General features: G+C 72.9%; 20 protein-coding genes. 12 read left to right on the top strand and 8 right to left on the bottom strand.

What is annotated here, in order from left to right:
* Positions 1 to 77 precede the first annotated feature (77 nt).
* The 4 genes from ACIP64_RS15675 (at position 78) to ACIP64_RS15660 (ending at position 5,928) form a co-directional block, all read left to right on the top strand.
* Positions 78 to 1,229, top strand: coding sequence for a CaiB/BaiF CoA transferase family protein (locus ACIP64_RS15675; protein ID WP_401586202.1), 1,152 nt, complete (start codon positions 78 to 80; stop codon positions 1,227 to 1,229).
* A 41-nt stretch (positions 1,230 to 1,270) separates the two neighbouring features.
* Positions 1,271 to 2,413 (top strand): acyl-CoA dehydrogenase family protein, encoded by a 1,143-nt coding sequence (locus ACIP64_RS15670; protein WP_401586200.1) that lies wholly within the window; start codon positions 1,271 to 1,273, stop codon positions 2,411 to 2,413.
* 79 nt (positions 2,414 to 2,492) lie between these two features.
* The gene (locus tag ACIP64_RS15665) at positions 2,493 to 3,707 is read left to right on the top strand and encodes an acetyl-CoA C-acetyltransferase (RefSeq protein ID WP_401586197.1); all 1,215 of its coding nucleotides are present in this window, start codon (positions 2,493 to 2,495) and stop codon (positions 3,705 to 3,707) included.
* Positions 3,708 to 3,744: 37 nt separating this feature from the next.
* Complete coding sequence (locus ACIP64_RS15660) at positions 3,745 to 5,928, top strand: 3-hydroxyacyl-CoA dehydrogenase NAD-binding domain-containing protein (protein WP_401586194.1); 2,184 nt, start codon at positions 3,745 to 3,747, stop codon at positions 5,926 to 5,928.
* A 41-nt stretch (positions 5,929 to 5,969) separates the two neighbouring features.
* Here the strand turns inward: ACIP64_RS15660 and ACIP64_RS15655 are convergent, their stop codons facing one another.
* Positions 5,970 to 6,740 carry a MerR family transcriptional regulator gene (locus ACIP64_RS15655; protein WP_401586191.1) on the bottom strand — a complete coding sequence of 257 codons (771 nt, stop codon included), beginning with the start codon at positions 6,738 to 6,740 and terminating at the stop codon, positions 5,970 to 5,972.
* A 99-nt stretch (positions 6,741 to 6,839) separates the two neighbouring features.
* Positions 6,840 to 8,027: a PP2C family protein-serine/threonine phosphatase gene (locus tag ACIP64_RS15650; protein ID WP_401586188.1), complete on the bottom strand. Its 1,188-nt coding sequence runs from the start codon at positions 8,025 to 8,027 to the stop codon at positions 6,840 to 6,842.
* Between the two features lie 127 nt (positions 8,028 to 8,154).
* On the opposite strand from ACIP64_RS15650, the gene ACIP64_RS15645 reads away from it, so the two are divergent.
* The 4 genes from ACIP64_RS15645 (at position 8,155) to ACIP64_RS15630 (ending at position 11,691) form a co-directional block, all read left to right on the top strand.
* Positions 8,155 to 8,652, top strand: coding sequence for a MarR family winged helix-turn-helix transcriptional regulator (locus ACIP64_RS15645; RefSeq protein WP_401586185.1), 498 nt, complete (start codon positions 8,155 to 8,157; stop codon positions 8,650 to 8,652).
* A 231-nt stretch (positions 8,653 to 8,883) separates the two neighbouring features.
* Positions 8,884 to 10,068, top strand: coding sequence for a PP2C family protein-serine/threonine phosphatase (locus ACIP64_RS15640; RefSeq protein ID WP_401586182.1), 1,185 nt, complete (start codon positions 8,884 to 8,886; stop codon positions 10,066 to 10,068).
* On the top strand, positions 10,065 to 11,240 hold the full coding sequence (locus ACIP64_RS15635) for an ATP-binding protein (RefSeq protein ID WP_401586179.1): 1,176 nt from the start codon (positions 10,065 to 10,067) through the stop codon (positions 11,238 to 11,240). Before ACIP64_RS15640 ends, ACIP64_RS15635 begins: the two co-directional genes overlap by 4 nt.
* 4 nt (positions 11,241 to 11,244) lie before the next feature.
* Entirely contained in the window at positions 11,245 to 11,691 is a 447-nt protein-coding gene (locus tag ACIP64_RS15630) for a response regulator (protein WP_401586176.1), read from the top strand.
* 30 nt (positions 11,692 to 11,721) lie between these two features.
* Here ACIP64_RS15630 and ACIP64_RS15625 read toward each other — a convergent pair whose 3' ends face one another.
* Positions 11,722 to 12,567, bottom strand: coding sequence for a DUF1206 domain-containing protein (locus ACIP64_RS15625; protein WP_401586173.1), 846 nt, complete (start codon positions 12,565 to 12,567; stop codon positions 11,722 to 11,724).
* 184 nt (positions 12,568 to 12,751) lie between these two features.
* On the opposite strand from ACIP64_RS15625, the gene ACIP64_RS15620 reads away from it, so the two are divergent.
* Positions 12,752 to 13,015 (top strand): GlsB/YeaQ/YmgE family stress response membrane protein, encoded by a 264-nt coding sequence (locus ACIP64_RS15620; protein ID WP_401586171.1) that lies wholly within the window; start codon positions 12,752 to 12,754, stop codon positions 13,013 to 13,015.
* Positions 13,016 to 13,074: 59 nt separating this feature from the next.
* On the opposite strand, the gene ACIP64_RS15615 is transcribed toward ACIP64_RS15620, so the two are convergent.
* Positions 13,075 to 13,878: a hypothetical protein gene (locus ACIP64_RS15615; RefSeq protein WP_401586169.1), complete on the bottom strand. Its 804-nt coding sequence runs from the start codon at positions 13,876 to 13,878 to the stop codon at positions 13,075 to 13,077.
* 97 nt (positions 13,879 to 13,975) lie between these two features.
* Here ACIP64_RS15615 and ACIP64_RS15610 point away from each other — a divergent pair, with 97 nt between their 5' ends.
* Positions 13,976 to 14,473 carry a DUF6328 family protein gene (locus tag ACIP64_RS15610; RefSeq protein ID WP_401586167.1) on the top strand — a complete coding sequence of 166 codons (498 nt, stop codon included), beginning with the start codon at positions 13,976 to 13,978 and terminating at the stop codon, positions 14,471 to 14,473.
* Between the two features lie 75 nt (positions 14,474 to 14,548).
* On the opposite strand, the gene ACIP64_RS15605 is transcribed toward ACIP64_RS15610, so the two are convergent.
* The 3 genes from ACIP64_RS15605 to ACIP64_RS15595 all read right to left on the bottom strand — a co-directional run bounded on the left by ACIP64_RS15605 (position 14,549) and on the right by ACIP64_RS15595 (position 16,319).
* Positions 14,549 to 15,109, bottom strand: coding sequence for a hypothetical protein (locus ACIP64_RS15605; protein ID WP_401586165.1), 561 nt, complete (start codon positions 15,107 to 15,109; stop codon positions 14,549 to 14,551).
* Positions 15,106 to 15,774, bottom strand: coding sequence for a hypothetical protein (locus ACIP64_RS15600; protein ID WP_401586164.1), 669 nt, complete (start codon positions 15,772 to 15,774; stop codon positions 15,106 to 15,108). The genes ACIP64_RS15605 and ACIP64_RS15600 overlap by 4 nt, the downstream gene beginning before the upstream one ends.
* 173 nt (positions 15,775 to 15,947) lie before the next feature.
* Positions 15,948 to 16,319, bottom strand: coding sequence for an ATP-binding protein (locus ACIP64_RS15595; RefSeq protein ID WP_401586163.1), 372 nt, complete (start codon positions 16,317 to 16,319; stop codon positions 15,948 to 15,950).
* A 213-nt stretch (positions 16,320 to 16,532) separates the two neighbouring features.
* Here ACIP64_RS15595 and ACIP64_RS15590 point away from each other — a divergent pair, with 213 nt between their 5' ends.
* Together ACIP64_RS15590 and ACIP64_RS15585 are read left to right on the top strand one after the other, a co-directional pair.
* Positions 16,533 to 17,405 (top strand): SigB/SigF/SigG family RNA polymerase sigma factor, encoded by an 873-nt coding sequence (locus tag ACIP64_RS15590; RefSeq protein ID WP_401586516.1) that lies wholly within the window; start codon positions 16,533 to 16,535, stop codon positions 17,403 to 17,405.
* A gap of 85 nt (positions 17,406 to 17,490) precedes the next feature.
* Positions 17,491 to 18,684, top strand: a complete 1,194-nt coding sequence (locus ACIP64_RS15585; protein ID WP_401586161.1) for a low temperature requirement protein A — start codon at positions 17,491 to 17,493, stop codon at positions 18,682 to 18,684.
* 69 nt (positions 18,685 to 18,753) lie between these two features.
* Here ACIP64_RS15585 and ACIP64_RS15580 read toward each other — a convergent pair whose 3' ends face one another.
* Complete coding sequence (locus ACIP64_RS15580; RefSeq protein ID WP_401586159.1) at positions 18,754 to 20,928, bottom strand: discoidin domain-containing protein; 2,175 nt, start codon at positions 20,926 to 20,928, stop codon at positions 18,754 to 18,756.
* Between the last annotated feature and the right edge of the window lie 315 nt (positions 20,929 to 21,243).

Raw genomic sequence — 21,243 nt, 5'->3', positions numbered from 1 at the left:
TCCATAGCATCATCAGTGTTACACCATTACTGTCATGTCCCGTCGACGAGGCCGGAGGAACGATGGCCGAGGGACGCATGGGTCCACCCGGACCGGACGCGGGCGGCCCGCTCGCCGGGGTGCGCGTCGTGGAACTCGCCGGGATCGGACCGGCCCCCTTCGCCGCGATGCTCCTCGCCGACCTGGGCGCCGACGTCGTCCGCGTGGACCGGCCCGGCGGCGCCCGCCTCGGCGTCGACCCGGACCACGACCTCACCAATCGCAACAAGCGCTCGGTCGTGATCGATCTCAAGGACCAGGGCGGTGCCGCGCTGGTCCTCGGCCTCGCCGAACGGGCCGACATCCTGCTGGAGGGCAACCGCCCCGGCGTCGCCGAGCGCCTGGGCGTCGGCCCGGCCGACTGCCACGCCCGCAACCCCCGCCTCGTCTACGGCCGGATGACCGGCTGGGGCCAGGACGGGCCGCTGGCCGCGAGCGCGGGACACGACATCGGTTACATCGCCACCGCGGGCACCCTCGGCATGATCGGCCCCGCGGGAGGCCCGCCCGCCGTCCCCGCCAATCTGCTCGGCGACTACGCCGGGGGCTCCCTCTACCTGGTGACCGGCGTGCTGGCCGCGCTCCACCACGCCCGCGCCACGGGGGCGGGCCAGGTCGTGGACGCCGCCATCGTGGACGGCGCCGCCCACCTGGGCGCGATGATCTGGGGCATGCTCTCCGCGGGCGCCTGGCAGGACCGCCGTGCGGCCAACCTGCTGGACGGCGGCTGCCCGTACTACGCGGTCTACGGGACCGCCGACGGCGCCTGGATGACGGTCGGCGCCCTGGAGCCCGCCTTCTACGCCGAGTTCGCCCGGCTGCTGGGGCTGCCCGGCGACGCGCCCGACCGCGGCGACCTCGCGCGCTGGGACGAACTGCGGTCGCTGATCGCGGAGCGCTTCGCCACGCGCACCCGCAAGGAGTGGACCGAGCTGTTCGAGGGCAGCGACGCGTGTGTCGCGCCGGTACTGTCGTTGTACGAGGCGGCCGAGCATCCGCACCTGGCCGCCCGCGCCACCTTTGTCACGACCGGCGGCGTCACCCAGCCCGCCCCGGCCCCCCGTTTCTCCGCCACCCCCGCGAGTCTGCGCCGGCCGCCGGCCCGGCCCGGCGCCCACACCGCCGAGGTCGCCCGCGACTGGGACGTCCCGGCGCTGGCCACCGAGGCCGCCCGGCCCGCCCGGCCCTGACTCCTGACCGACCACGACGTCCCTCCCGGAAGGCGGGCAGCATGCAGCGCGAGCTCTTCTCGGCCGAGCACGAGGCGTTCGGGGCGACGGTGCGGACGTTCCTCGCCAAGGAGGTCCTGCCGCACCACGAGCGGTGGGAGAAGGCGGGCATCGTCGACCGCGAGGCATGGCTCGCGGCCGGTCGCCAGGGGCTGCTGGGCATCGCCGTGCCCGAGGAGTACGGCGGCGGGGGCACCGACGACTTCCGTTACGCGGTCGTCCTGGCCGAGGAGTTCGCCCGTGCCGGGGCGCACGGCCTGGCCCTCGGCCTGCACAACGACGTCGTCGGCCCGTATCTGACGGGGCTCGCCACCGAGGAGCAGAAGCGCCGCTGGCTGCCCGGGTTCTGCAGCGGTGAGCTGATCACCGCCATCGCCATGACCGAGCCGGGCGCCGGCTCGGACCTCCAGGGCATCCGCACGACCGCGGTGGACGCGGGCGACCACTGGGTCCTGAACGGCGCGAAGACCTTCATCTCCAACGGAATCCTCGCCGACCTGGTCGTGGTGGTCGCCCGCACCACGCCCGAGGGCGGGGCGCGGGGCCTGAGCCTGCTGGTCGTCGAACGCGGCATGCCCGGCTTCGAGCGCGGGCGCAACCTCGACAAGATCGGGCAGAAGGCGCAGGACACCGCCGAGCTCTTCTTCACCGACGTGCGCGTGCCGAAGGAGAACCTGCTCGGCGCGGAGAACCAGGCGTTCTTCCACCTGATGGCGAACCTCGCGCAGGAGCGCCTGGGCATCGCCGTCGCCGCGGCGGCCGCCGCCGAGCACCTGCTGGAGATCACCACCCGGTACGTCAAGGAGCGCGAGGCCTTCGGCCGCCCGCTCGCCCGGCACCAGCACATCCGCTTCGAGATAGCCGAGATGGCGACCGAGTGCGCGGTCACCCGGGCGTTCACGGACCGCTGCGTGACCGAGCACGCCGCCGGCCGGCTCGACGCCGTGCACGCCTCGATGGCCAAGTGGTGGGCGACGGAACTGCAGAAGCGGGTCGCCGACCGCTGCCTCCAACTGCACGGGGGCTACGGCTACATGACCGAGTTCCCGGTGGCGAGGGCATTCACCGACGGCCGTGTCCAGACCATCTACGGAGGCACCACGGAGATCATGAAGGAGATCATCGGCCGTTCGCTGCTGGACTGACCCGCACGAACCCGCGGGCGCGCACGCCGGGCACCGACCCGCCCGGCCCCCCACCACCCTCACCGAAAGGCATCCGACGTTGAGCACCGACGCCTACGTCTACGAGGCCATCCGCACCCCGCGCGGGCGCGGCAAGGCCAACGGCTCCCTGCACGGCACCAAGCCCGTCGACCTGGTCACCGGGCTCATCGACGAGCTGCGGCGCCGCCTGCCCGGTCTCGACCCGGCCGCGATCGACGACGTCGTCCTCGGCGTCGTGACCCCGCTCGGTGACCAGGGCTCCGACATCGCCAAGACCGCGGCGATCGCCGCCGGTCTGCCCGAGACGGTGGCCGGTGTCCAGGAGAACCGGTTCTGCGCCTCCGGCCTGGAGGCCGTGAACATGGCCGCCGCCAAGATCCGATCCGGCTGGGAGGACCTGGTGCTGGCCGGCGGCGTGGAGTCCATGTCCCGCGTCCCCATGGGCTCCGACGGCGGCGCCTGGGCCATGGACCCGATGACCAGCTGGACCACCGGTTTCGTCCCCCAGGGCGTCGGCGCCGACCTCATCGCCACCCTCGAAGGCCTCAGCCGCCACGACGTGGACACCTACGCCGCCGAGTCCCAGGCCCGCGCCGTCGAGGCGTGGAAGGAGGGCCGCTTTGACCGGTCCGTCGTCCCCGTCCTGGACCGCAACGGGCTGGTCGTCCTCGACCGCGACGAGCACATCCGCCCCGGCACCACCGCGGAGAGCCTGGCCGGCCTCAAGCCCTCCTTCGCCACGATCGGCGAGGCGGGCGGCTTTGACGCCGTCGCCCTGCAGAAGTACCACTGGGTCGAGAAGATCGACCACGTCCACCACGCGGGCAACTCCTCCGGCATCGTCGACGGCGCGGCCCTGGTCGCCATCGGCAACCGCGAGACCGGCGAGCGCTACGGGCTGACCCCGCGCGCCCGGATCCTCTCCGCCGCGGTCTCCGGCTCCGACCCCACCATCATGCTCACCGGCCCCGCCCCCGCCAGCCGCAAGGCGCTCGCCAAGGCCGGGCTCACCATCGACGACATCGACCTCGTGGAGATCAACGAGGCCTTCGCCGCCGTCGTCCTGCGCTTCATGCGGGAGATGGGCCTGAGCCACGACAAGGTCAACGTCAACGGCGGCGCCATCGCGCTCGGCCACCCCCTCGGCGCCACCGGCGCCATGATCCTGGGCACCCTGATCGACGAACTGGAGCGCCGCGACCAGCGGTACGGACTCGCCACGCTGTGCGTCGGCGGCGGCATGGGCATCGCCACCGTCGTCGAACGCCTCTGACCTCCTGTCCCGCACCCCGCAACGGAGCCGACCGAACATGACCGCTCTTCCGACGAACACCACCATCCGCTGGGAGCAGGACGAGACCGGCGTCGTCACCCTCGTCCTCGACGACCCGAACCAGTCCGCGAATACCATGAACCAGGCCTTCAGGGAGTCCCTGCGGGCCGTCGCCGACCGCCTGGAGGCGGAGCGCGACAGCGTCCGCGGCGTCGTCGTCACCTCCGCCAAGAAGACCTTCTTCGCGGGCGGCGACCTCAAGGACATGATCAAGGCCGGGCCCGAGGACGCGCCGCAGATCTTCGAGGCCGGCATGGCGATCAAGCGCGACCTGCGCCGCATCGAGACCCTCGGCAAGCCGGTCGTCGCCGCCGTCAACGGCGCCGCGCTCGGCGGCGGTTACGAGATCGCGCTCGCCTGCCACCACCGGGTCGCGCTCGACGCGCCCGGCTCGAAGATCGGCCTGCCCGAGGCGACGCTCGGCCTGCTCCCCGGCGGTGGCGGCGTCGTCCGCACCGTCCGGCTGCTCGGCATCACCGACGCGCTCCTCAAGGTGCTGCTCCAGGGCACCCAGTACGACCCGAAGCGCGCCCTGGAGAACGGCCTGGTCCACGAAGTGGCCGCCGACCGCGAGGACATGCTCGCCAAGGCGCGCGCCTTCATCGACGCGCACCCCGAGTCGGCGCAGCCCTGGGACACCAAGGGCTACCGCATCCCCGGCGGCACCCCCAGCACCCCCGCCCTCGCCGCCAACCTGCCCGCCTTCCCGGCCAACCTGCGCAAGCAGCTCGCGGGCGCGCCCTACCCGGCCCAGCGCAACATCCTCGCCACCGCCGTGGAGAGCGCCCAGGTCGACATCGACACCGCCTTCACCATCGAGTCCCGCTACTTCACCGAGCTGGTGACCGGCCCGATCGCGAAGAACATGATCCAGGCGTTCTTCTTCGACATGCAGGCCGTCAACTCCGGTGCCAGCCGCCCGAAGGACGTCCCGTCCCGCACCGTCACCAAGGTCGCCGTCCTCGGCGCGGGCATGATGGGCGCGGGCATCGCCTACTCCTGCGCCAAGGCCGGTATCGAGGTCGTCCTCAAGGACGTCACCGCCGAGGCCGCCGAGCGCGGCAAGGCGTACTCCGCGGGGCTGCTCGACAAGGCCCTGGCGAAGGGCCGTACGACCCAGGAGAAGCGCGACGCGCTGCTCGCCCTGATCCGGCCCACCGCCGATCCGCAGGACCTGGCGGGCTGCGACGCAGTCATCGAGGCGGTCTTCGAGGACCCGGCCCTGAAGCACAAGGTCTTCCAGGAGATCGAGGGCATCGTCGCCCCCGACGCCCTGCTGTGCTCCAACACCTCCACGCTGCCGATCACGCTGCTCGCCGAAGGGGTGCAGCGCCGCGAGGACTTCGTCGGCCTGCACTTCTTCTCACCGGTCGACAAGATGCCGCTGGTGGAGATCATCAAGGGCGGCCGCACTGGCGACGAGGCGCTGGCCCGCGCCTTCGACCTGGTGCGGCAGATCCGCAAGACCCCGATCGTCGTCAACGACTCGCGCGGCTTCTTCACCTCGCGTGTCATCGGGCACTTCATCAACGAGGGCGTCGCGATGGTCGGCGAGGGCGTCGACCCCGCCACCGTCGAGCAGGCCGCGGCCCAGGCGGGCTACCCCGCCAAGGTCCTCTCGCTGATGGACGAGCTGACGCTCACCCTGCCCCGGAAGATCCGCGACGAGTCGCGGCGCGCGGTGGAGGAGGCCGGCGGCAGCTGGCAGCCGCACCCCGCCGACGCCGTCATCGACCGCATGGTCGACGAGTTCGGCCGTCCCGGACGCAGCGGCGGAGCCGGCTTCTACGAGTACGCCGACGGCAGGCGGACGGGCCTGTGGCCCGGGTTGCGCGAGCACTTCACCCGGCCCGGGGCGGCGGAGGTGCCCTTCGAGGACCTCAAGGAGCGCATGCTCTTCGTCGAGGCGCTGGACTCGGTGCGCTGCCTGGAGGAGAACGTCCTCGTCTCCGTCGCCGACGCCAACATCGGGTCCATCCTCGGCATCGGCTTCCCCGCCTGGACCGGCGGCGTTCTCCAATACATCAACGGCTACCCCGGCGGCCCGGCCGGCTTCCTCGCGCGTGCCGAGGAGCTGCGGGCCGCGTACGGCGAGCGCTTCGCGGCGCCCGGACTGCTGGTGCGCAAGGCCGAACGGGGCGAGACCTTCACCGACGGCTGACCCGCACACCTCCGGGGGCGGCGCCCGCCGCCCCCGGAGGCTCACCTCTCCGCGTCGTCCAGCCCCGCCGCCGTCACGCGCAGTTCCTCCGCCAGCGACCGCTGGAAGGCGGTGACCAGGGCCTGCACCACCATTGGCTGGAGGTCCTCGGTGAGGCTGCGCATCCGCGCCCGGTCCTCCCGGTCGGGCTCCCCGGCCACGTACGGCTGCCACACCTCGCGCTGGAAGAGCCGGTGCAGTTCGTGCGCGACCGCGCGGGCGTGCTTCAGCACGATCTCGCGGGTGGCCAGCACCGTCTCCAGCGGGATCGGCACGTCCAGCAGACGCACCCCCAGGTGCAGCATGGCGGGGTTGACCAGCAGGACCTCCGGGTCCGCGGTGGGGTGCAGTACCCCCATCGCGGCCAGCCGGTCCAGGTCGTGGCCGCTCAGCTCCCGTCCGGCCCGCTGCTCCAGCCGGGCGCGCGGAACCTCCTCCGCGGTGTCCGGCATCCAGGTGGCGACCAGCGCCCGGTGCAGGGCGAGGTCCTGCGGGGTGATGTCGCCGGGCAGCTGGTCGAGGTAGCGGCCGATGGCGGCCAGGGTCAGTCCCTGGTGCTGCAACTCCTCGATGAGCGCGAGCCGCGCGAGATGGTCCGGCCCGTAGAGACCGACGCGGCGCGAGCCGAGTTCCGGCGGCGGCAGCAGGCCCTTGGCGCTGTAGAACCGGACCGTGCGGACGGTCGTCCCCGCGCGCGCCGCGAACTCGTCGACCGTCAGGCGCGGTTCGTCCGCTGCGGGCGCCTCCTGGCGTGCGGCCCGGGACTGCGTCATGCGCGGGATCTCGCTCTCTCGCTCGCCGCCCTGGTCATGACACCAGTATGACCGGTCGCGTGTGCCGCCGTCGGCCGTTGCCGCAGCGTACGGCCCCCTTCACGGAGCCGCGTGCCCGGCCCGGTCCCAGTCCAGGCAGAGGACGAGTGCGTCGTCCTCGGCGTCGGCCACCGCCCGGTAGCCGGGGAGCTCGCGCAGCACGGCCCGCGGCACATCGGCCGGCGGCACGAGCCGGGTGGCCAGCATCGCCCGCGCCAGGGCCTGTTCGCCGTATCTCTCGCCGGACGCGGAAGCGGTCTCGTACACCCCGTCGCTGACGACGACGAGCCGGTCGCCCGAGCGCACCTCGAACCGCTGGACGACGTACGGGGTGTCCTCGAACATGCCGAGCGGCATCTGCGGCTCGAAGGGGACGGTGTCCACGGCCCCGTCCCGCAGCCGGTACACGCGCGGCGACCCCGCGTCGACCACGTCGACGGTGCCCGTGGCCGGCTCGAAGCGCATCAGCAGCACCGACACGTAGCTCCCGCCCCGGTACCGGGCGAAGACCGCCTGGTCGGCGAGGGCCGCCTGGTCGGCCAGCGGCACACCGGCCCGCCGCGCGTTGCGCAGCGCGCCGACGGCGAGACTGGTCAGCAGGGCCGCTTCGATCCCCTGGCCCATGCCGTTGGTGACGGTGAGCGTCAGGTCGTCCTCCGACGCCGACCAGTCGAAGTTGTCGCCGTGGATGTCGTACGCGGGTTCCAGCTGGGCGCCGAGCGAGTACCCCGGGCGGGCCAGCGAGTGCCCGGGCAGCAGCTGCCACTGGATCTCGGCGGCGAGGGTGAGCCGGTCGCGGCGGCGGGCCCGCAGATACAGGTCGGTGTCGCGGTCGGCGACCAGGATGTGATGGCCCAGCATCTCGGCGATCTCGCCGAGGTCCGCGACGGTTCCGGCGTCCACGGGGCCGGTCTCCGCCGGGAACCCGGCGCTCAGCACTCCGATGCGGTCGCCGCGCACGCTCACCGGCAGGTGGAGCAGCACACCGCCGGGGACGGCCTCGGTGACCGGCTCCTGCGCCCCGAAGGCCCGGCCCGCCGGACTGCCGGCGATCGGAACGAGGCCGTCGCCGCCGCGGGCCCCGGCAGCCACCGGCTGCAGCACGGTCTGGCCGTAGTCGGCCAGCAGGACGTCCACCGCGCCCGCCCCGTAGTGCTGCCGCAGGATCCGGCGGACGGCGTCGGCGAGGGCATGGGGAGCGGCGGCGCGCAGGGCGCGCTCGGCGGCGTGGAGAGCGGAGGTGTTCACCGGTTCGCGGGGGTCCTTCTGGGAGGAGGGCAGGGTCGGTTACGGTGGCAGGGCCGAGGGGAGCCGTGATGTGTACCCCTATATCCGTTTCCTGCCCGCTCCGGGCCCAGGACATGACGCCCAGGAGATGACCTTGTCCGCGAGCCGCCCGCCCGACCGGGACGTCGTCGCCGAGGCGTCGTCGATGGTCGAGGCGCTGGAGGTGCTCTGGGGCCGGGGCCGGGACGCGGGGGATCCGCCCGTCCCGCCCTCGCAGCTGCGCCTGCTGTTCGCGCTGGAGGGGAACGAGGGCGCCAACCTGCGCACCCTGTGCGAGGTGCTGGGCGCCGCGCCGCCCGCGATGAGCCGGCTCTGCGACCGGCTGCAGGCGGTGGGGTACCTCACCCGGGACATCAGCCCGACCTCGCGCCGCGAGGTGCGCCTGTGGCTCACGCCCCGCGGGGCGGCGCTCCTCACCGAACTGCGCGAACGCCGTGAGCGGGAGCTCGCCACCGTCGTCGCCGCGATGCCCGAGCGGGCCCGGCGCGCCCTGCTGGAGGGACTGGCGGCCTTCCGGAGCGCGGCGTCGGCCACGGGCCTGGCCGCCGTCCCGGCCGTGACGGACGGGCGGAGCCGCAGCGCATAGCCGCGCACGGCATCCTCACTTCTTGAACGGGCTGTTCCCGACCCGGGTGCGCCCCGTGTATCCGTTGCAGGGTATTACTGTTGCCCAACGGCAATGATCGAAGATGATCCGCAGTGTGGCAAAGGCCGCCCCGCCAGGGTGTCCTTCGCGTACGATCCCATCGCCCCGCAAGGGGCATCGCTGGGGTGGGGAGACGATGTGGAAGGCAACACCCTGACTCCGCCTGGGGGGTTGATCCCCAGACCGGGTGACAGCACGGGCCGGCGGCTCGCCGTGCTCCTGGTCGAGGACGACGCCGGCGACGCACTCCTGGTCGAGGAACTGGTGGCCGACAGCGGCGTGCCGGTCGACCTGCGCTGGGTGCGCTCCCTCGCCGAGGCCGGCGACGCCCTCGGTGCCCGCCCCGCCGACTGCGTCCTGCTGGACCTGCACCTCCCGGACGGCCAGGGGCTGGCCGCCCTCGGCCGGGCCCTGGCCCTCACCCAGCGGGCCGCGGTCGTCGTGCTCACCGGCCTGGCCGAGGAGCGCACGGGACTCGCGGCGGTGTCCGCCGGCGCCCAGGACTACCTGGTCAAGGGGCGTGTGGACCCGGAGCTGCTCGGCCGGGCACTGAGGTACGCCGTCGAGCGCAAGCAGTCCGAACGCGCCGCCGTCGCCCTGCGCGCCAGCCAGATGCGGGCCGAGGAGAACGCCCGGCTCGAACGCGGCCTGCTCCCGCTCCCGATGCTGCGCACCAAGGACGTCAGCGTCACCGCGCGCTACCGCCCCGGCCGCGTCGACGCCCTGCTGGGCGGCGACTTCTTCGACGTCGTGGAGACCGCGGAGGGCGTCGTCCACGCCGTCATCGGCGACGTGTCCGGCCACGGTCCCGACGAGGCGGCACTCGGTGTCGGGCTGCGGATCGCCTGGCGCACCCTCGTCCTCAGCGGCGTCCAGGGCGCACGCCAGCTGTCCCTGCTGGAGGAGGTGCTGGTCGCCGAGCGCGCGGCGCCCGAGATCTTCGCCACCGCCACGGTGCTCACCCTCAGCCCGGACCGCCGCGGCGCGTCGGTGTGGCGGGCCGGCCACCACGGCCTGCTGCGCGGCACACCGGAGGGCGACGTCGAGTACGCCGAACCACCCGGGGGCCCCGCCCTCGGGATGATCCCCGGCGCAGGGAACTGGCCCGAGGGCCGGCTCGACCTGCGCCCCGGGCAGTCCCTCACCCTCTTCACGGACGGGCTGTTCGAGGGCCGGGCCGGCAACGGGCGGCTCGGTGAGACCGGACTGCTCACGCTGGCCAGGGAGCACGCCGGGCTGGCGGCGCCGGAGTTCGTCGACACCCTGATCGACCGCGCCGAGTCGCTGGCCGCCGGGCACGGCGGCTTCGACGACGACGTCGCGGTCGTCCGCCTCGACTGGGACACCGCGTCATGACCGGCGCACGGCCCGCACGGCCCACCCGTACCGCACGGATCGCCCTCGCCCCCGCCGCCCTGGTCGTGGTGGCGGGCGCGGTCGCCGGTGTCACCGCCCTCCCGCCCTCGCCCGCCGCGGCGGCGGGTCGGCCCGCCGGGTACGCGGCCGCCGCCGGCGGCTTGGCGCCCGCACGGGCCCCGATCGGCCCGGCCGTGGGCCACCAGGCCGTTGCCGCCCCGCCGCGCACCACCACCGCCGCGGGCGACGAGCGGGCCGGACTCACCATGCCGTACTGGGCCGTCGCGGCCGTTCTCGCCGTCCTCCTGCTCGCCGCGGCGGGCCTCGCCCTTCTCGTGCACCGCAGGGCGCTGCGGCAGCTCGCCCCGCTGCGCGAGGCACTGCGCGAACTGGAGGGCTCCCGCTCGTCCGCCGCCGCCGAACTGGCACAGGCCCGGCAGCGGGAGGAGCAGCTGCGCGGCGCCGGGAGCGAGCTCCAGCAGTTCGCCTATGTCGCCTCGCACGACCTGCGGGAACCGCTGCGCAAGGTCATCTCCTTCTGCCGGCTGCTGGAGAAGCGCTACGGCGACCGCCTCGACGAGCGCGGGCTGCAGTACATCGCCTACGCGGTCGACGGCGCCAAGCGGATGCAGGTACTCCTCGGCGACCTGCTGGCCTTCGCGCGCTCGGGCCGCCCCGACGAGGGCGATGTCGTGGTCGCCCTGGACGAGGCGCTGGACCGGGCGCTGGCCGACCTCGCCGGACCGATCGGGGAGTGCGGTGCCGCGGTCGAGCGGCCGTCGTCCCTGCCCCGCACGATCGGTGACCCGACGCTGCTGACCATGCTCTGGCAGAACCTGCTCGGCAACGCCGTCGCCTTCCGCTCGCCGGAGCGCGCACCGCGGATCGCGATCACCTCCGACGGGCCGGACGAGGACGGCCTGCTCGCCTTCGCCGTCACCGACAACGGCATCGGCGTACCGCCCGCCTACGCCGAGAAGGTCTTCGGCGTCGTGCCGCGCCCGCGCGAGGGGGCGCCCGGGAGCAACGGCAGCGGCATCGGTCTGGCACTCTCCAAGAAGATCGTGGAGCACCACGGCGGCCGGATCTGGCTCGACCCCGCGCCGCGCGAGGGCACCCGCATCCGCTTCACCCTGCCCGCCGCCACGCGGCCCGCCGCACTGGAGGAATGACGCCATGACCGTGCCGCCCCAGCCGGAGCCCATCGTCGTCCTCCTGGTCGAGGACGACGCGGGCGACGAGCTGATGACCCGTGAGGCCTTCGAGGAGCACAAGATCCGCAACGTCCTGCACGTCGTGCGGGACGGCGAGGAGGCGCTGGACTTCCTGCACCGCCGCGGGCAGCACGCGGACGCCCCCCGGCCGGGCCTGATCCTGCTCGACCTCAACCTGCCGCGCTACGACGGCCGCGAGGTGCTGGCCGATGTCAAGGCCGACGCCTCGCTGTGCGACATCCCGGTCGTCGTCCTCACCACCTCCGAGGCGGAGGAGGACATCGTGCGCAGCTACAAGCTGCACGCCAACGCGTATGTCACCAAGCCCGTCGACTTCGCGCGGTTCATCGAGGTCGTCCGGCAGATCGACGAGTTCTTCGTCACCGTGGTGAAGCTGCCGGGGCGCTGACCGGCCGGCGGCCGGTGCCCCGGCCGTCCCTCAGACCTCGCGCCAGCGCGCCATCGCACCGGAGAAGAGACCGAACAGCACCAGGCCCGCGGCGACCGCCGCCAGCAGCCAGGGCCCGGCGGGCGTCTCACGGAACGTGCGCAGGGTGTCGTCCAGTCCCTTGGCCCGGCCGGGGTCGAAGCGCACCGCGGCCACCACGGCGAAGCAGCCCGCGGCGGCGAACACCACCCCGCGGCTGGTGCCGCCGCCCACTCCCAGGACCTCGACCACCCGGCGGGTGCGCGGCGACATGGCGCCGACGCGCAGGTGCTTGCGGAAGCGGCGCATGATCGCCCGGACGGCGGTCCAGCCGCCCGCCCCCACCAGGACCAGGCCCGCCGCGCCGACCAGCCAGCGGCCCATCGGCCAGCCCAGCACCTCGGCGGTGACGTCCTTGGAGGTCCGGTCGCTCGACCCCCCGGCCCCGCCGCCGGAACCGCCCGACCCCCCGTCCACCGCGAAGGTGGCCACCGAGTAGGTGACGAAGCCGTAGAAGACCGCCCGGGCCGCCGACTGCACGCGCTTGGACACCTTGCCGCCGTCCGGCCCGGCCGCCCCGAAGACGGCCTCCGACAGCCGCCACAGGGCCATTCCGGCGAGTCCGGCCGTCAGGGCCCAGACCAGGAATCCGCCGAGGGGCTGAGCCGACAGCTCGGCCACCGCGCCACCGCGGTCGGCCTGCTGCGAGGAACCGTCGAAGGCGATGCGCAGGGCGAGCACACCGGTCAGCGCGTAGATGACCCCACGGGCCGTCAGTCCCGCACGTGCGCCGGCCCGGATCGCGCGCCGCCCCGCCCTGCCGGGCCGCACCGCGGCGGCCGCTCCCGTCGTGCCCATGGCCGACCTCCCTGAACCGGGCCTGTGTACCGGGGTCCCCCGGCAGCCGTCGGCTGCCCCGTACCCGGCCGGTGAAACAGCGCGGCCCGGTGCCGGGGAGGCCGGCCCGCGTGGACGCTCCGGGCGCGGGTAGCCGGGAGGATGCGGACACACATACGGACGCGGGTACGCGGGCCGGGGCAGGGTGGAGATGTCGAGCATCGTCAGTGCGGTCGTGATCGGCCTGGTCGTCGGAGTGCTGGGGCGTCTGGTGGCGCCCGGCCGGCAGGCGATCGGCCTGGTGTGGACGATGGTTGCGGGGATCGTCGCCGCGTTCCTCGGCACCGCGGTCGCCGCGGGACTCGGGGTCGCGGACACCGAGGGCGTCGACTGGATCGAGTGGCTGCTCCAGATCGCCCTGGCGGCCGTCGGTGTCGCGGCGCTCGCCAGGACGCGGCTGGGCCGCTGACGGCACGACGGTCCGGCCGCCCCGCGAGGGGGCGGCCGGACCGTCGTCCGCGGAGCGGCTCAGAGCACGTCGAGCACGCTCGGGTCGAACAGCGAGCGGTTGCTGACCCCCTGGCCCCCCGCGACCGGGGCGACCGCGGCGTCCTTGTCGGGGAAGCCGCCGACGCCGCCGACGCCACCGATCCCTCCGATGCCGCCACCGCCGCCGCCACCGAAGTTGCCGCCGCCGCCCCCGCCGTAGTTGCCGCCGCCGCCGTGGCCGCCGTGGCCGCCCCGGCCGTGGTGGTGCCGGCCGCACTTGCAGTGGTGCCGGCCGTGGTCGCCGCGTCCGCCGCGGTCGTCGCGGCAGCGGTCGTCACGTCCACCGCGCCGGTCCCCGCGTCCGCCGTCACGTCCGCCGTCGCGACCGTAGCCGCGGTCGTCGTCGCAGCGGTCGTCGCCGCGTCCGCCACGTCCGTCGCCACGGTCGTCGTCGCGTCCGCCACGTCCGTCACCGCGGTCGTCGCCGCGTCCGCCGTCACGTCCGCCGTCGCGTCCGTCGCCACGGTCGTCGTCGCGTCCGCCACGTCCGTCGCCACGGTCGTCGCCGCGTCCGCCGTCACGTCCGCCGTCGCGTCCGTCGCCGCGGTCGTCGTCGCGGCCGAAGTCGTCGCGGTTGTAGTCGCCCCGGTCGTTGCCGAAGCGGTTGTCGTCGTCACCCCGATCCCGGCCGTTGCCGTTGCCGTTTCCGTCGTCCTGCACGACGGAGGGGACCGCCGCCGGGCGGGCCGGGGTGGTGGCGGCCGCGGCCGAGGCCGGCCACGCGAGTGCCGCGGCCGCCAGGCAGGCGGCGGCGGTGCCGCGGAGAAGGTACGTCTTCGCCATCGGTCGTCCCAATCTGATGAGATGTTACATAGCTCAGCGAAACGCATATTAAGCACATATCGCTCGAAGCCGCGCGCAGAGGAACCGGGAGGGAACGATGGCCGACACCGGGGACGGGCACGAAGGACGAGGCCGGCACGAGACGGAGGACGAACGCGCGGACCGCATGTGGAGTGAGCTGATCCAGGAGGTCCGGGTCGCCCAGACCGGCGTGCAGATCCTCTTCGGCTTCCTGCTCACCGTGGCCTTCACCCCGCACTACCAGCGGCTCGGCGTCGTGGACCACACCATCTACATCGTCACCGTGGTGCTCGGTGCGACGGCGACGGGGGCGCTGATCGGCCCGGTGTCCTTCCACCGGATCGTGGCCGGCCGGCGGATCAAGCCGCAGAGCGTGCGTTGGGCCTCGCGGCTGACGTTCGCCGGGCTCGTCCTCCTGCTGGCCACGATGGCCTCGGCGGTGCTGCTCGTGCTGCGGGTGGCGACGCACGGCGCCTATGTCCCCTATGTCGTGGCCGGGGTGGCCGTCTGGTACCTGGCCTGCTGGTACGGGCTGCCGCTGTGGGCCCGGACCGGGCACGCCAAGGGCGACTGACGGTGTGGGAGGACGCGGGCACGGGGAAAGCCGCCGCGATGCGCGGCGGCTTTCCTCCGGACGGGTGACGCGGGGTCAGACGTGCAGGACCCGGTCCACCAGTTCGCGGTAGCCCTGCAGGGCCAGCCGCAGCTTCTCGGTGTCGGTGCCGGTGCGGCTCTGGCCGCCGTCCCAGCCCGTGCGCAGTTCGTGGCGCTTGGCCTCCAGTTCCCGGACGAGCCGTTCGGTGGCCTCCTCCAGGACGTGGTCGGCCTCCTCCACCGCGTGCCGCGGCTCGTCGACGAAGCCGCCGACCGCCTGCTGGAGCCGGCGCCGCAGCTTGTCGGTGTCCTCGGCCGTCGCCCCGGGGGCACCCGGCTCCCGCGGGGTGTGCGGGGCCCGCGCCGCACGCTCCGGCTCGGCGGACTCGCGCGGGTCGGCGGTCCGATCAGGTGTCACGGGACCGCGCGCGGCACCGGATTCGCTCGTCCGTCCGGACTGCGAGGGTCGTGAGGGCTGTGAGGTCTGCGAGGTCTGTTCGGGCCGCCGGCCGGTCCGTTCCGTGCCGGGGGTGACGTCATTGCTCTTGACGTCGATCTTCTCGACGGTCCTGGGCTCGGTGGTGTCGTCGTGACCGGTCTCGTTCATGGGTTTCATCGGGCACTCCCGGAGGGCAGATGCGAACGGTGGGAGGCGCTGCTCCCGGTCTCGGTCTCGGTCTCCGACTCGGCGCCGGCGGCGGGGGTGTCGGCCCGCGCGGTGTGCCGGGGCCCCTTGCCCTCCGCGACGAGGTCGTCGAAGAGCGCGCGGGCCTCCAGCAGCCGGGCGCGCAGGTTCTCGGTGTCGGTCGTGGGGCGCTCGCCGTCCTGCCGCCCCGGACCGGCGGCACCGCGCAGGTCGCGGTACGCCTGCAGATGGCGCGGGCGGTGCACCGACAGCGCGTCGATCTGCTCGCCGGAGTCGGCCGCCGGGAAGCCGCGCTCCCGGGCCAGCCGGTCGAGCAGCCCGGCGGCCTCGCGCACGGACTGGGCGGGGGAGTCCACGAACCGCTCCTGGAGGGCCGCCCACTCGGCCCGGTACTCCTCGGTCCTGCGGGCCTCCAGCGGGCGCTGCGTCAGGTGCCCGTGGCGGTCGACGCGTTCTTGCAGCTCCTTGTCGGCGGCGGCCGTGTCGCCGTCGTGACGGGCGAGCGCCCGTTCGTACTCAGGGCCGAAACGGCGCCTCAGATGTCCGGACCCCTGCCCGCGGCGCGTCAGGTACAGCGCCGCGGCGGCGATCAGGAGTACGAGGACGACCGCCCCGATGATGATGCCCGTGGTCATGGTGTGCCTCCTGGGGACCCATGGGGGTCCTGGAATGGGGATCTGACCTTGTTTCGGGTCCCTTGTCGTGTCTACGGTGCGTGTATCCGCGATCCGTGGGTCCACGCACACGTGTCCCGGGCGAGCCACTCAGGAGGGGAGGCGGGATGGACGGGAAGGAGCGGCGCGCGCGTTCAGCGCGGCAGTACGACCTGGATGACCTTGCCGCCCCGGGCGAGCAGGGTCACGCGGATGTCCCGTGCCAGCCGGCGCACCAGGCGCCAGCCGTAGCCACCGGGCAGGAAGCCGCCGTCCGTCTGCGGCGGGACGGGCAGCCGCGAACTGTGGTCGGCCACCGACACGCGGATGCCGTCCGGTTCGGGCAGGACCTCGAAGCCGGCGACGCCCTCGCCGTAGCGGAACGCGTTGGTGACGAGTTCGGATACCACCAGCAGGCAGTCCTCGACCCGTTCGGGATCGAGTCCGGTCAGGCGGGCACGGGCCATGTCACGCGCCTCGCCGATGGACGCGGGAAGGGTCCCGCCGCCGTGTGCGGCGATGGGCACCTGTCCTTCGTCATCCGTTTGAAGGCTGTACACGTACGATCACCCCGTAGGCCTCACTGGTCCCTGTGTGTCTGCCCGGACGTGCCGGTCCTACGCGACCCGGCCCACAGATTTACGTCACCCCGAAATCCGGAGGCATGCCCGGCGCCGGACCGGGTACCCGAACCGCAGCACACGGGTACACGCCGTTCGAGGGGTTGAGGAGGCATCGTGATCGCGGACGTCAGCAGGACGGTGGTCCGGTCGGGAGTGGAGCAGGCCGTCGAGGTCGGACTCCCGCGGATCAGCGACCCGAGCAGTGTCGCACCCTCGGACGCACGGGCCATGTCGAAGCTCTTCCTCGACCGGCTGACGGTTCTCGAGGAGGGCACGCCCGACCACCAGTACGCGCGGAACACCCTCATTGAGATGAACATGTCGCTGGTCCGGTTCGCGGCGAGGCGCTTCCGCGACCGCGGCGACGACATGGACGACATCGTGCAGGTCGGCACCATCGGCCTGATCAAGGCCATCGACCGCTTCGACATCTCGCGCGAGGTCGAGTTCACCACCTTCGCCGTGCCCTACATCGTCGGGGAGATCAAGCGCTTCTTCCGCGACACGACGTGGGCCGTGCACGTGCCGCGCCGGCTGCAGGAGCGCCGGGTCGAACTGGCGCGCGCCCGGGACGAGCTGTCCTCCCGCCTCGGCCGGGCCCCGAAGGTGGCCGAACTCGCCGCGCTGATGGACCTCAGCGAGCAGGAGGTCGTCGAGGCGCAGGTCGCGTCCAACGGCTACACCGCCTCCTCCCTCGACGCGGCGCTGACCACGGACGACGACGGCGACGGCGAGACCGTGCTCGCCGACTTCATCGGCGCGCCCGATCCGGGCATGGAACTGATAGAGGATCTGCGCTCCCTGGCCCCGCTGATGACCGAGCTGAGCGAACGCGACCGGCGACTGCTCCACCTGAGGTACGTGGAGGAGCTGACGCAGGCCCAGATCGGCGAGATCATGGGCTGCACCCAGATGCACGTCTCCCGCCTGCTGTCCCGGACCATCGCGCGACTGCGCGCCGGAATGCTCCAGGAGGGTTCCGCCCGCTGACGCCGTCCCCCCTCGGTGCCCGCGCCCCCGCCGGGGCGCGGGCACGGCCGTGCGCGGGCCGCGGCGGGCGTCCTACGATGCGCGGATGACCGATCACGATCACGCGCCGCCGAACCGCCGATTCCGTCCGCTGGTGCGGATGACGGCCCGCGACCCGCGCGAGCCGCACCGGGTCGCCACCCCGCTGGAGTTGCTGTTCGACCTCTGCTTCGTGGTGGCGGTCGCCCAGGCCGGGGTACGGCTGGTGCACGCGGTCGCCGAGGGCCGTCCCGGGCACGGGGTCCTCGGCTACTGCCTGGTCTTCTTCGCGATCTGGCTGGCGTGGCTGAACTTCACCTGGTTCGCCTCGGCGTTCGACACCGACGACGTGCCCTACCGCATCGCCACATTCGTCCAGATCACCGGCGTCCTCGTGCTGGCGGCCGGGGTCCCCCGCGCCTTCGACGCCAACGACTTCACCGTCGCCGTGGCCGGCTACGTCATCATGCGTGTCGCACTCGCCTTCCAGTGGCTGCGCGCGGCGCGCAACCAGACCGGGACCGCGCGGCAGACGGCGCTGCGCTACGTCGCCGGTCTGGTGGCCGTCCAGGTGGGCTGGGTCGCGCTGCTGCTGGTGCCCGGGACCGTGTTCACCTGGGGTTTCGTGATCCTTGCCGCCGCGGAACTGGCGGTGCCCGTCCTGGCGGAGCGGTCGGAGCGCACCACGTGGCACCCGCACCACATCGCCGAGCGCTACGGGCTGTTCACCATCATCGTGCTCGGCGAGTCCGTCGCCGCCGCCACGGTGGCCGTGCAGTCCGCACTGGACGAGACCTCCGCGCTCGGCGAGCTGCTGCCCATCGCCTTCGGCGGACTGCTCATCGTCTTCACCGCCTACTGGCTCTACTTCGCCGTACCCGTCCACCAGCACCTGACCACCGGCGTCCAGTCGTTCGTGTGGGGCTACGGCCACTACGTCGTCTTCGGGTCGGCCGCCGCCATCGGAGCGGGGATCGAGGTGGTGGTCGAGCAGGCCGTGCACAAGGCGCACATCTCGCAGACGGCCGCCGCGTCCGCGGTGACGCTGCCGACCGCGCTCTTCCTGCTGATGGTCTGGCTCATCCATTCCCGGCGGGCCAAGCGCGGCGTCGCCGAGCACGCGGTGCTCCCGGTCTGCGCCGTGCTGGTGCTGGCCGCCACGTTCTGCGGTACCTGGGCGGTGCCGGCGGCCGGGCTGGCGATGGCGGCGGCGGTCGCCGCGGGGGAGGTCCTGCACTCCCGGCCCCGGCCGGCCAACTGAGACGGACGGGGTGCCCCGCCGGCGGGCGGGGCACCCCTTCGTGTGGCTCAGGCGTGCCTCATGTGCGGGTCAGGGGAACGAGACCACATTCGACGGGACGGTCGAGGTCCCCGATGTCGCGCTGCCGGTGCTGTTGATGACATGGTCGTACTGGCCCATGCCGCCGAGCGACACCACCAGGACGTCGTGCATCTTGACCCCCGGCTTCACCGGGACCTCGAAGCCGTGGTCCATGCGGATCGTCGGATCGGTGGTGAAGTTGCAGTAGCTGCCCACGCCCCAGGCCTCGTGCGTGGTGACGGAGTCGTCCACCTTGTAGGCGGCCCAGCCCTTTGTGGCGCCGTTCTGGATGGCGGCCTGGTTGGGGGCGTCGTAGGCGATCTCGTTCTGGTAGAAGATCGTCCTGCCGTTCTGGCCGCTCCACTGGACGTCGTACTTCTTGAAGTGCTCGACGAACAGGCCGGTGGCGAGCACGTCGTCGCCGTTCACGCGCAGGCCGTAGTCGGCGGCGTTGGTGTCCCAGCCCACGCCGGCCCCGTGGTCGGCGCGCCAGATCCAGGTGTGGTCGATGATGGTGTCGTCGCTGTTGACCTCCATGCTGGTGGTCGCCTTGCCCGGGCCGGCGCCGCCGATCCGGATGAAGACGTCCTGCACGGTGGTCGGGTTGGCGGAGTGGTCGGCGGCCGCGCCCTGCGGGCCGACCTGGAGCAGCACCGGCGAGTTGACCGTGCCCGCGTCGATGAGGAAGCCGGCCAGCTTCACCCCGTCGACGTCGGCGACCTTCATCGCGGTGACGCCGTTGTCCGGGACGATCGTCGCGAGGCCGAGGCCGAACACGACGGTGTCGGCACGGTTGACGTTGATGGTCTGGTCGACGTGGTAGATGCCGGGCGTGAACAGCAGGTTGAGGCCCTGGGCGAGCGCGGCGTTGATGGTCGCGGCCGTGGCGCCGGGCTTGACGACGTAGAACTGGCTCAGCGGGATCGAGGAGCCCTGCGGCGCGCCGGCGCCCCAGGTCGTGCCGCGCGCGTTGGTGCGCTTGGCCGGGACGAAGACCTTGTAGTCGTTGCCGTCGAGGTAGAGGAAGGGCTTCTCACGGGAGACAGGGGTGGTGTCGAGCGTGGTGTACGGCGGGTTGGGGAAGCTCTGCGCGGGAGCGCCCTGGACGCCGGAGAAGACCATGTTCCACACGCCGTTGGTCCAGCCGCCGACCGAGCTGTCGCGGGTGTACCACTGCTGCTGCGAGTACGGGCCCACGGTGCCGTCGATCTTGCTGTCGGCGATGTAGCCGCCGCTGGCCCAGCCGTAGCCGTTGGGCGCGAGGTTGAGGCCGCCCTTGACGTGCATGCGGCGGAAGGGCGCGGCCTGGGCGACGGCCCAGCGGTCGGTGCCGTTCACGGGGTTGAGGGCGAGGTTCTCCGCCGAGCGCCAGAAGTTCTGGGTGGCGTTGCCGTTGAACCAGCCGGCGTCCACGGTCACGTCGCCGTTGAAGGTCGTGTCGTCGGGGGAGAGGCCGAGCCCGGCGATCGAGGTGTAGAAGCCGATGTTGGCGTTGATGTTGTTGTACGTGCCGGGCTTGAACAGCAGCGCGTAGCGGCCGGTGCCGAACTGCGCCGCCTCCTGCTGCTGGAAGATCTGGTCCAGCTTGGCCTGGATGCCCGTGGTCGAGGGGCTGAAGACCAGGACGTTGGGGCCGAGGTCGCCGCCGCCCTGGATCGGGCCGGTGCCGCCGTCGGTGGTGTGCACGGCGAACTCCCAGAGCGAGTAGCCGTACTGGGTGTGCCGGGCCGTGCCGTTCATGCGCACGTAGCGGCCGGTGCCGCTGACGGCGCGGGTCTCGGTGCCGCCGGCGCCGGTCGTGGTGGAGGCGACGGTGCTCCAGTCGGTGCCGTTGGACGAGATCTGGATCTGGTAGGCGCTGGCGTAGGCGGCCTCCCAGGTGAGCACGACCTCGCAGAGCGTCTGCGAACTGCCGAGGTCGACCTGGAGCCACTGCGGGTCGCTGAAGGCGCTGGACCAGCGGGTGCCGGCATTTCCGTCGACCGCGTTGGACGCGGCCGTGCCGGCGTTCTCGGTGGAGGAGGCGGTGGCGGTCCTGCCCTGGGCGACGTTGGCGGTTCCGCAGGCCGCGGCGTGGGCCTTGGCGAGCGGTCCGGCGGGGACGGCGATCAGGGCCAGCAGGACGGACAGCAGGGCTATCAGCCCTAAGTGTCTGCGGTGGGCGTCATTGACGTGGGGTCTCATCGGAACTCCTGTCTCGGCCGCACAACTTAATTCAGGGCGTGAGTTAAGACGTGAGAGAAGTCGCGGTCAAGAGCTCCGACAGGAACTGTTTCCGGCGGGTCAACAGTCGTTCAAGGGTTGAGAGCTCGGAACGGTCCGTGACCTGCGAGGAGTTCGTTTCCTTCGTTTGTTGAACACGAAGGGGGCCTCCCGGCCCGCCGGAACGTCCGCGTACCAATCCTGCCGTGAACTCTTGACGACCCGGGGCCCGCTGAGTTGACTGCGGCCCCGGCCAACCGGCCGGTCTCCGGCGGCGGATGCCCCCGCGCCACCTCT

Source organism: Streptomyces sp. NPDC088733, from assembly GCF_044751185.1.
Lineage (GTDB): Bacteria > Actinomycetota > Actinomycetes > Streptomycetales > Streptomycetaceae > Actinacidiphila.
Note: the sequence above shows the minus strand (reverse complement) of the source record. Positions and strands in the feature narration are given on the sequence as shown.

Coding starts and splice junctions, on each gene's coding strand:
- ACIP64_RS15610 (WP_401586167.1), top strand. CDS start 13,976: ATGGCCGACACCGGGGACGGGCACGAAGGACGAGGCCGGCACGAGACG.
- ACIP64_RS15660 (WP_401586194.1), top strand. CDS start 3,745: ATGACCGCTCTTCCGACGAACACCACCATCCGCTGGGAGCAGGACGAG.
- ACIP64_RS15645 (WP_401586185.1), top strand. CDS start 8,155: ATGACCTTGTCCGCGAGCCGCCCGCCCGACCGGGACGTCGTCGCCGAG.
- ACIP64_RS15630 (WP_401586176.1), top strand. CDS start 11,245: ATGACCGTGCCGCCCCAGCCGGAGCCCATCGTCGTCCTCCTGGTCGAG.
- ACIP64_RS15585 (WP_401586161.1), top strand. CDS start 17,491: ATGACCGATCACGATCACGCGCCGCCGAACCGCCGATTCCGTCCGCTG.
- ACIP64_RS15605 (WP_401586165.1), bottom strand. CDS start 15,109: ATGAAACCCATGAACGAGACCGGTCACGACGACACCACCGAGCCCAGG.
- ACIP64_RS15580 (WP_401586159.1), bottom strand. CDS start 20,928: ATGAGACCCCACGTCAATGACGCCCACCGCAGACACTTAGGGCTGATA.
- ACIP64_RS15615 (WP_401586169.1), bottom strand. CDS start 13,878: ATGGCGAAGACGTACCTTCTCCGCGGCACCGCCGCCGCCTGCCTGGCG.
- ACIP64_RS15625 (WP_401586173.1), bottom strand. CDS start 12,567: ATGGGCACGACGGGAGCGGCCGCCGCGGTGCGGCCCGGCAGGGCGGGG.
- ACIP64_RS15655 (WP_401586191.1), bottom strand. CDS start 6,740: ATGACGCAGTCCCGGGCCGCACGCCAGGAGGCGCCCGCAGCGGACGAA.
- ACIP64_RS15675 (WP_401586202.1), top strand. CDS start 78: ATGGGTCCACCCGGACCGGACGCGGGCGGCCCGCTCGCCGGGGTGCGC.
- ACIP64_RS15600 (WP_401586164.1), bottom strand. CDS start 15,774: ATGACCACGGGCATCATCATCGGGGCGGTCGTCCTCGTACTCCTGATC.
- ACIP64_RS15635 (WP_401586179.1), top strand. CDS start 10,065: ATGACCGGCGCACGGCCCGCACGGCCCACCCGTACCGCACGGATCGCC.
- ACIP64_RS15670 (WP_401586200.1), top strand. CDS start 1,271: ATGCAGCGCGAGCTCTTCTCGGCCGAGCACGAGGCGTTCGGGGCGACG.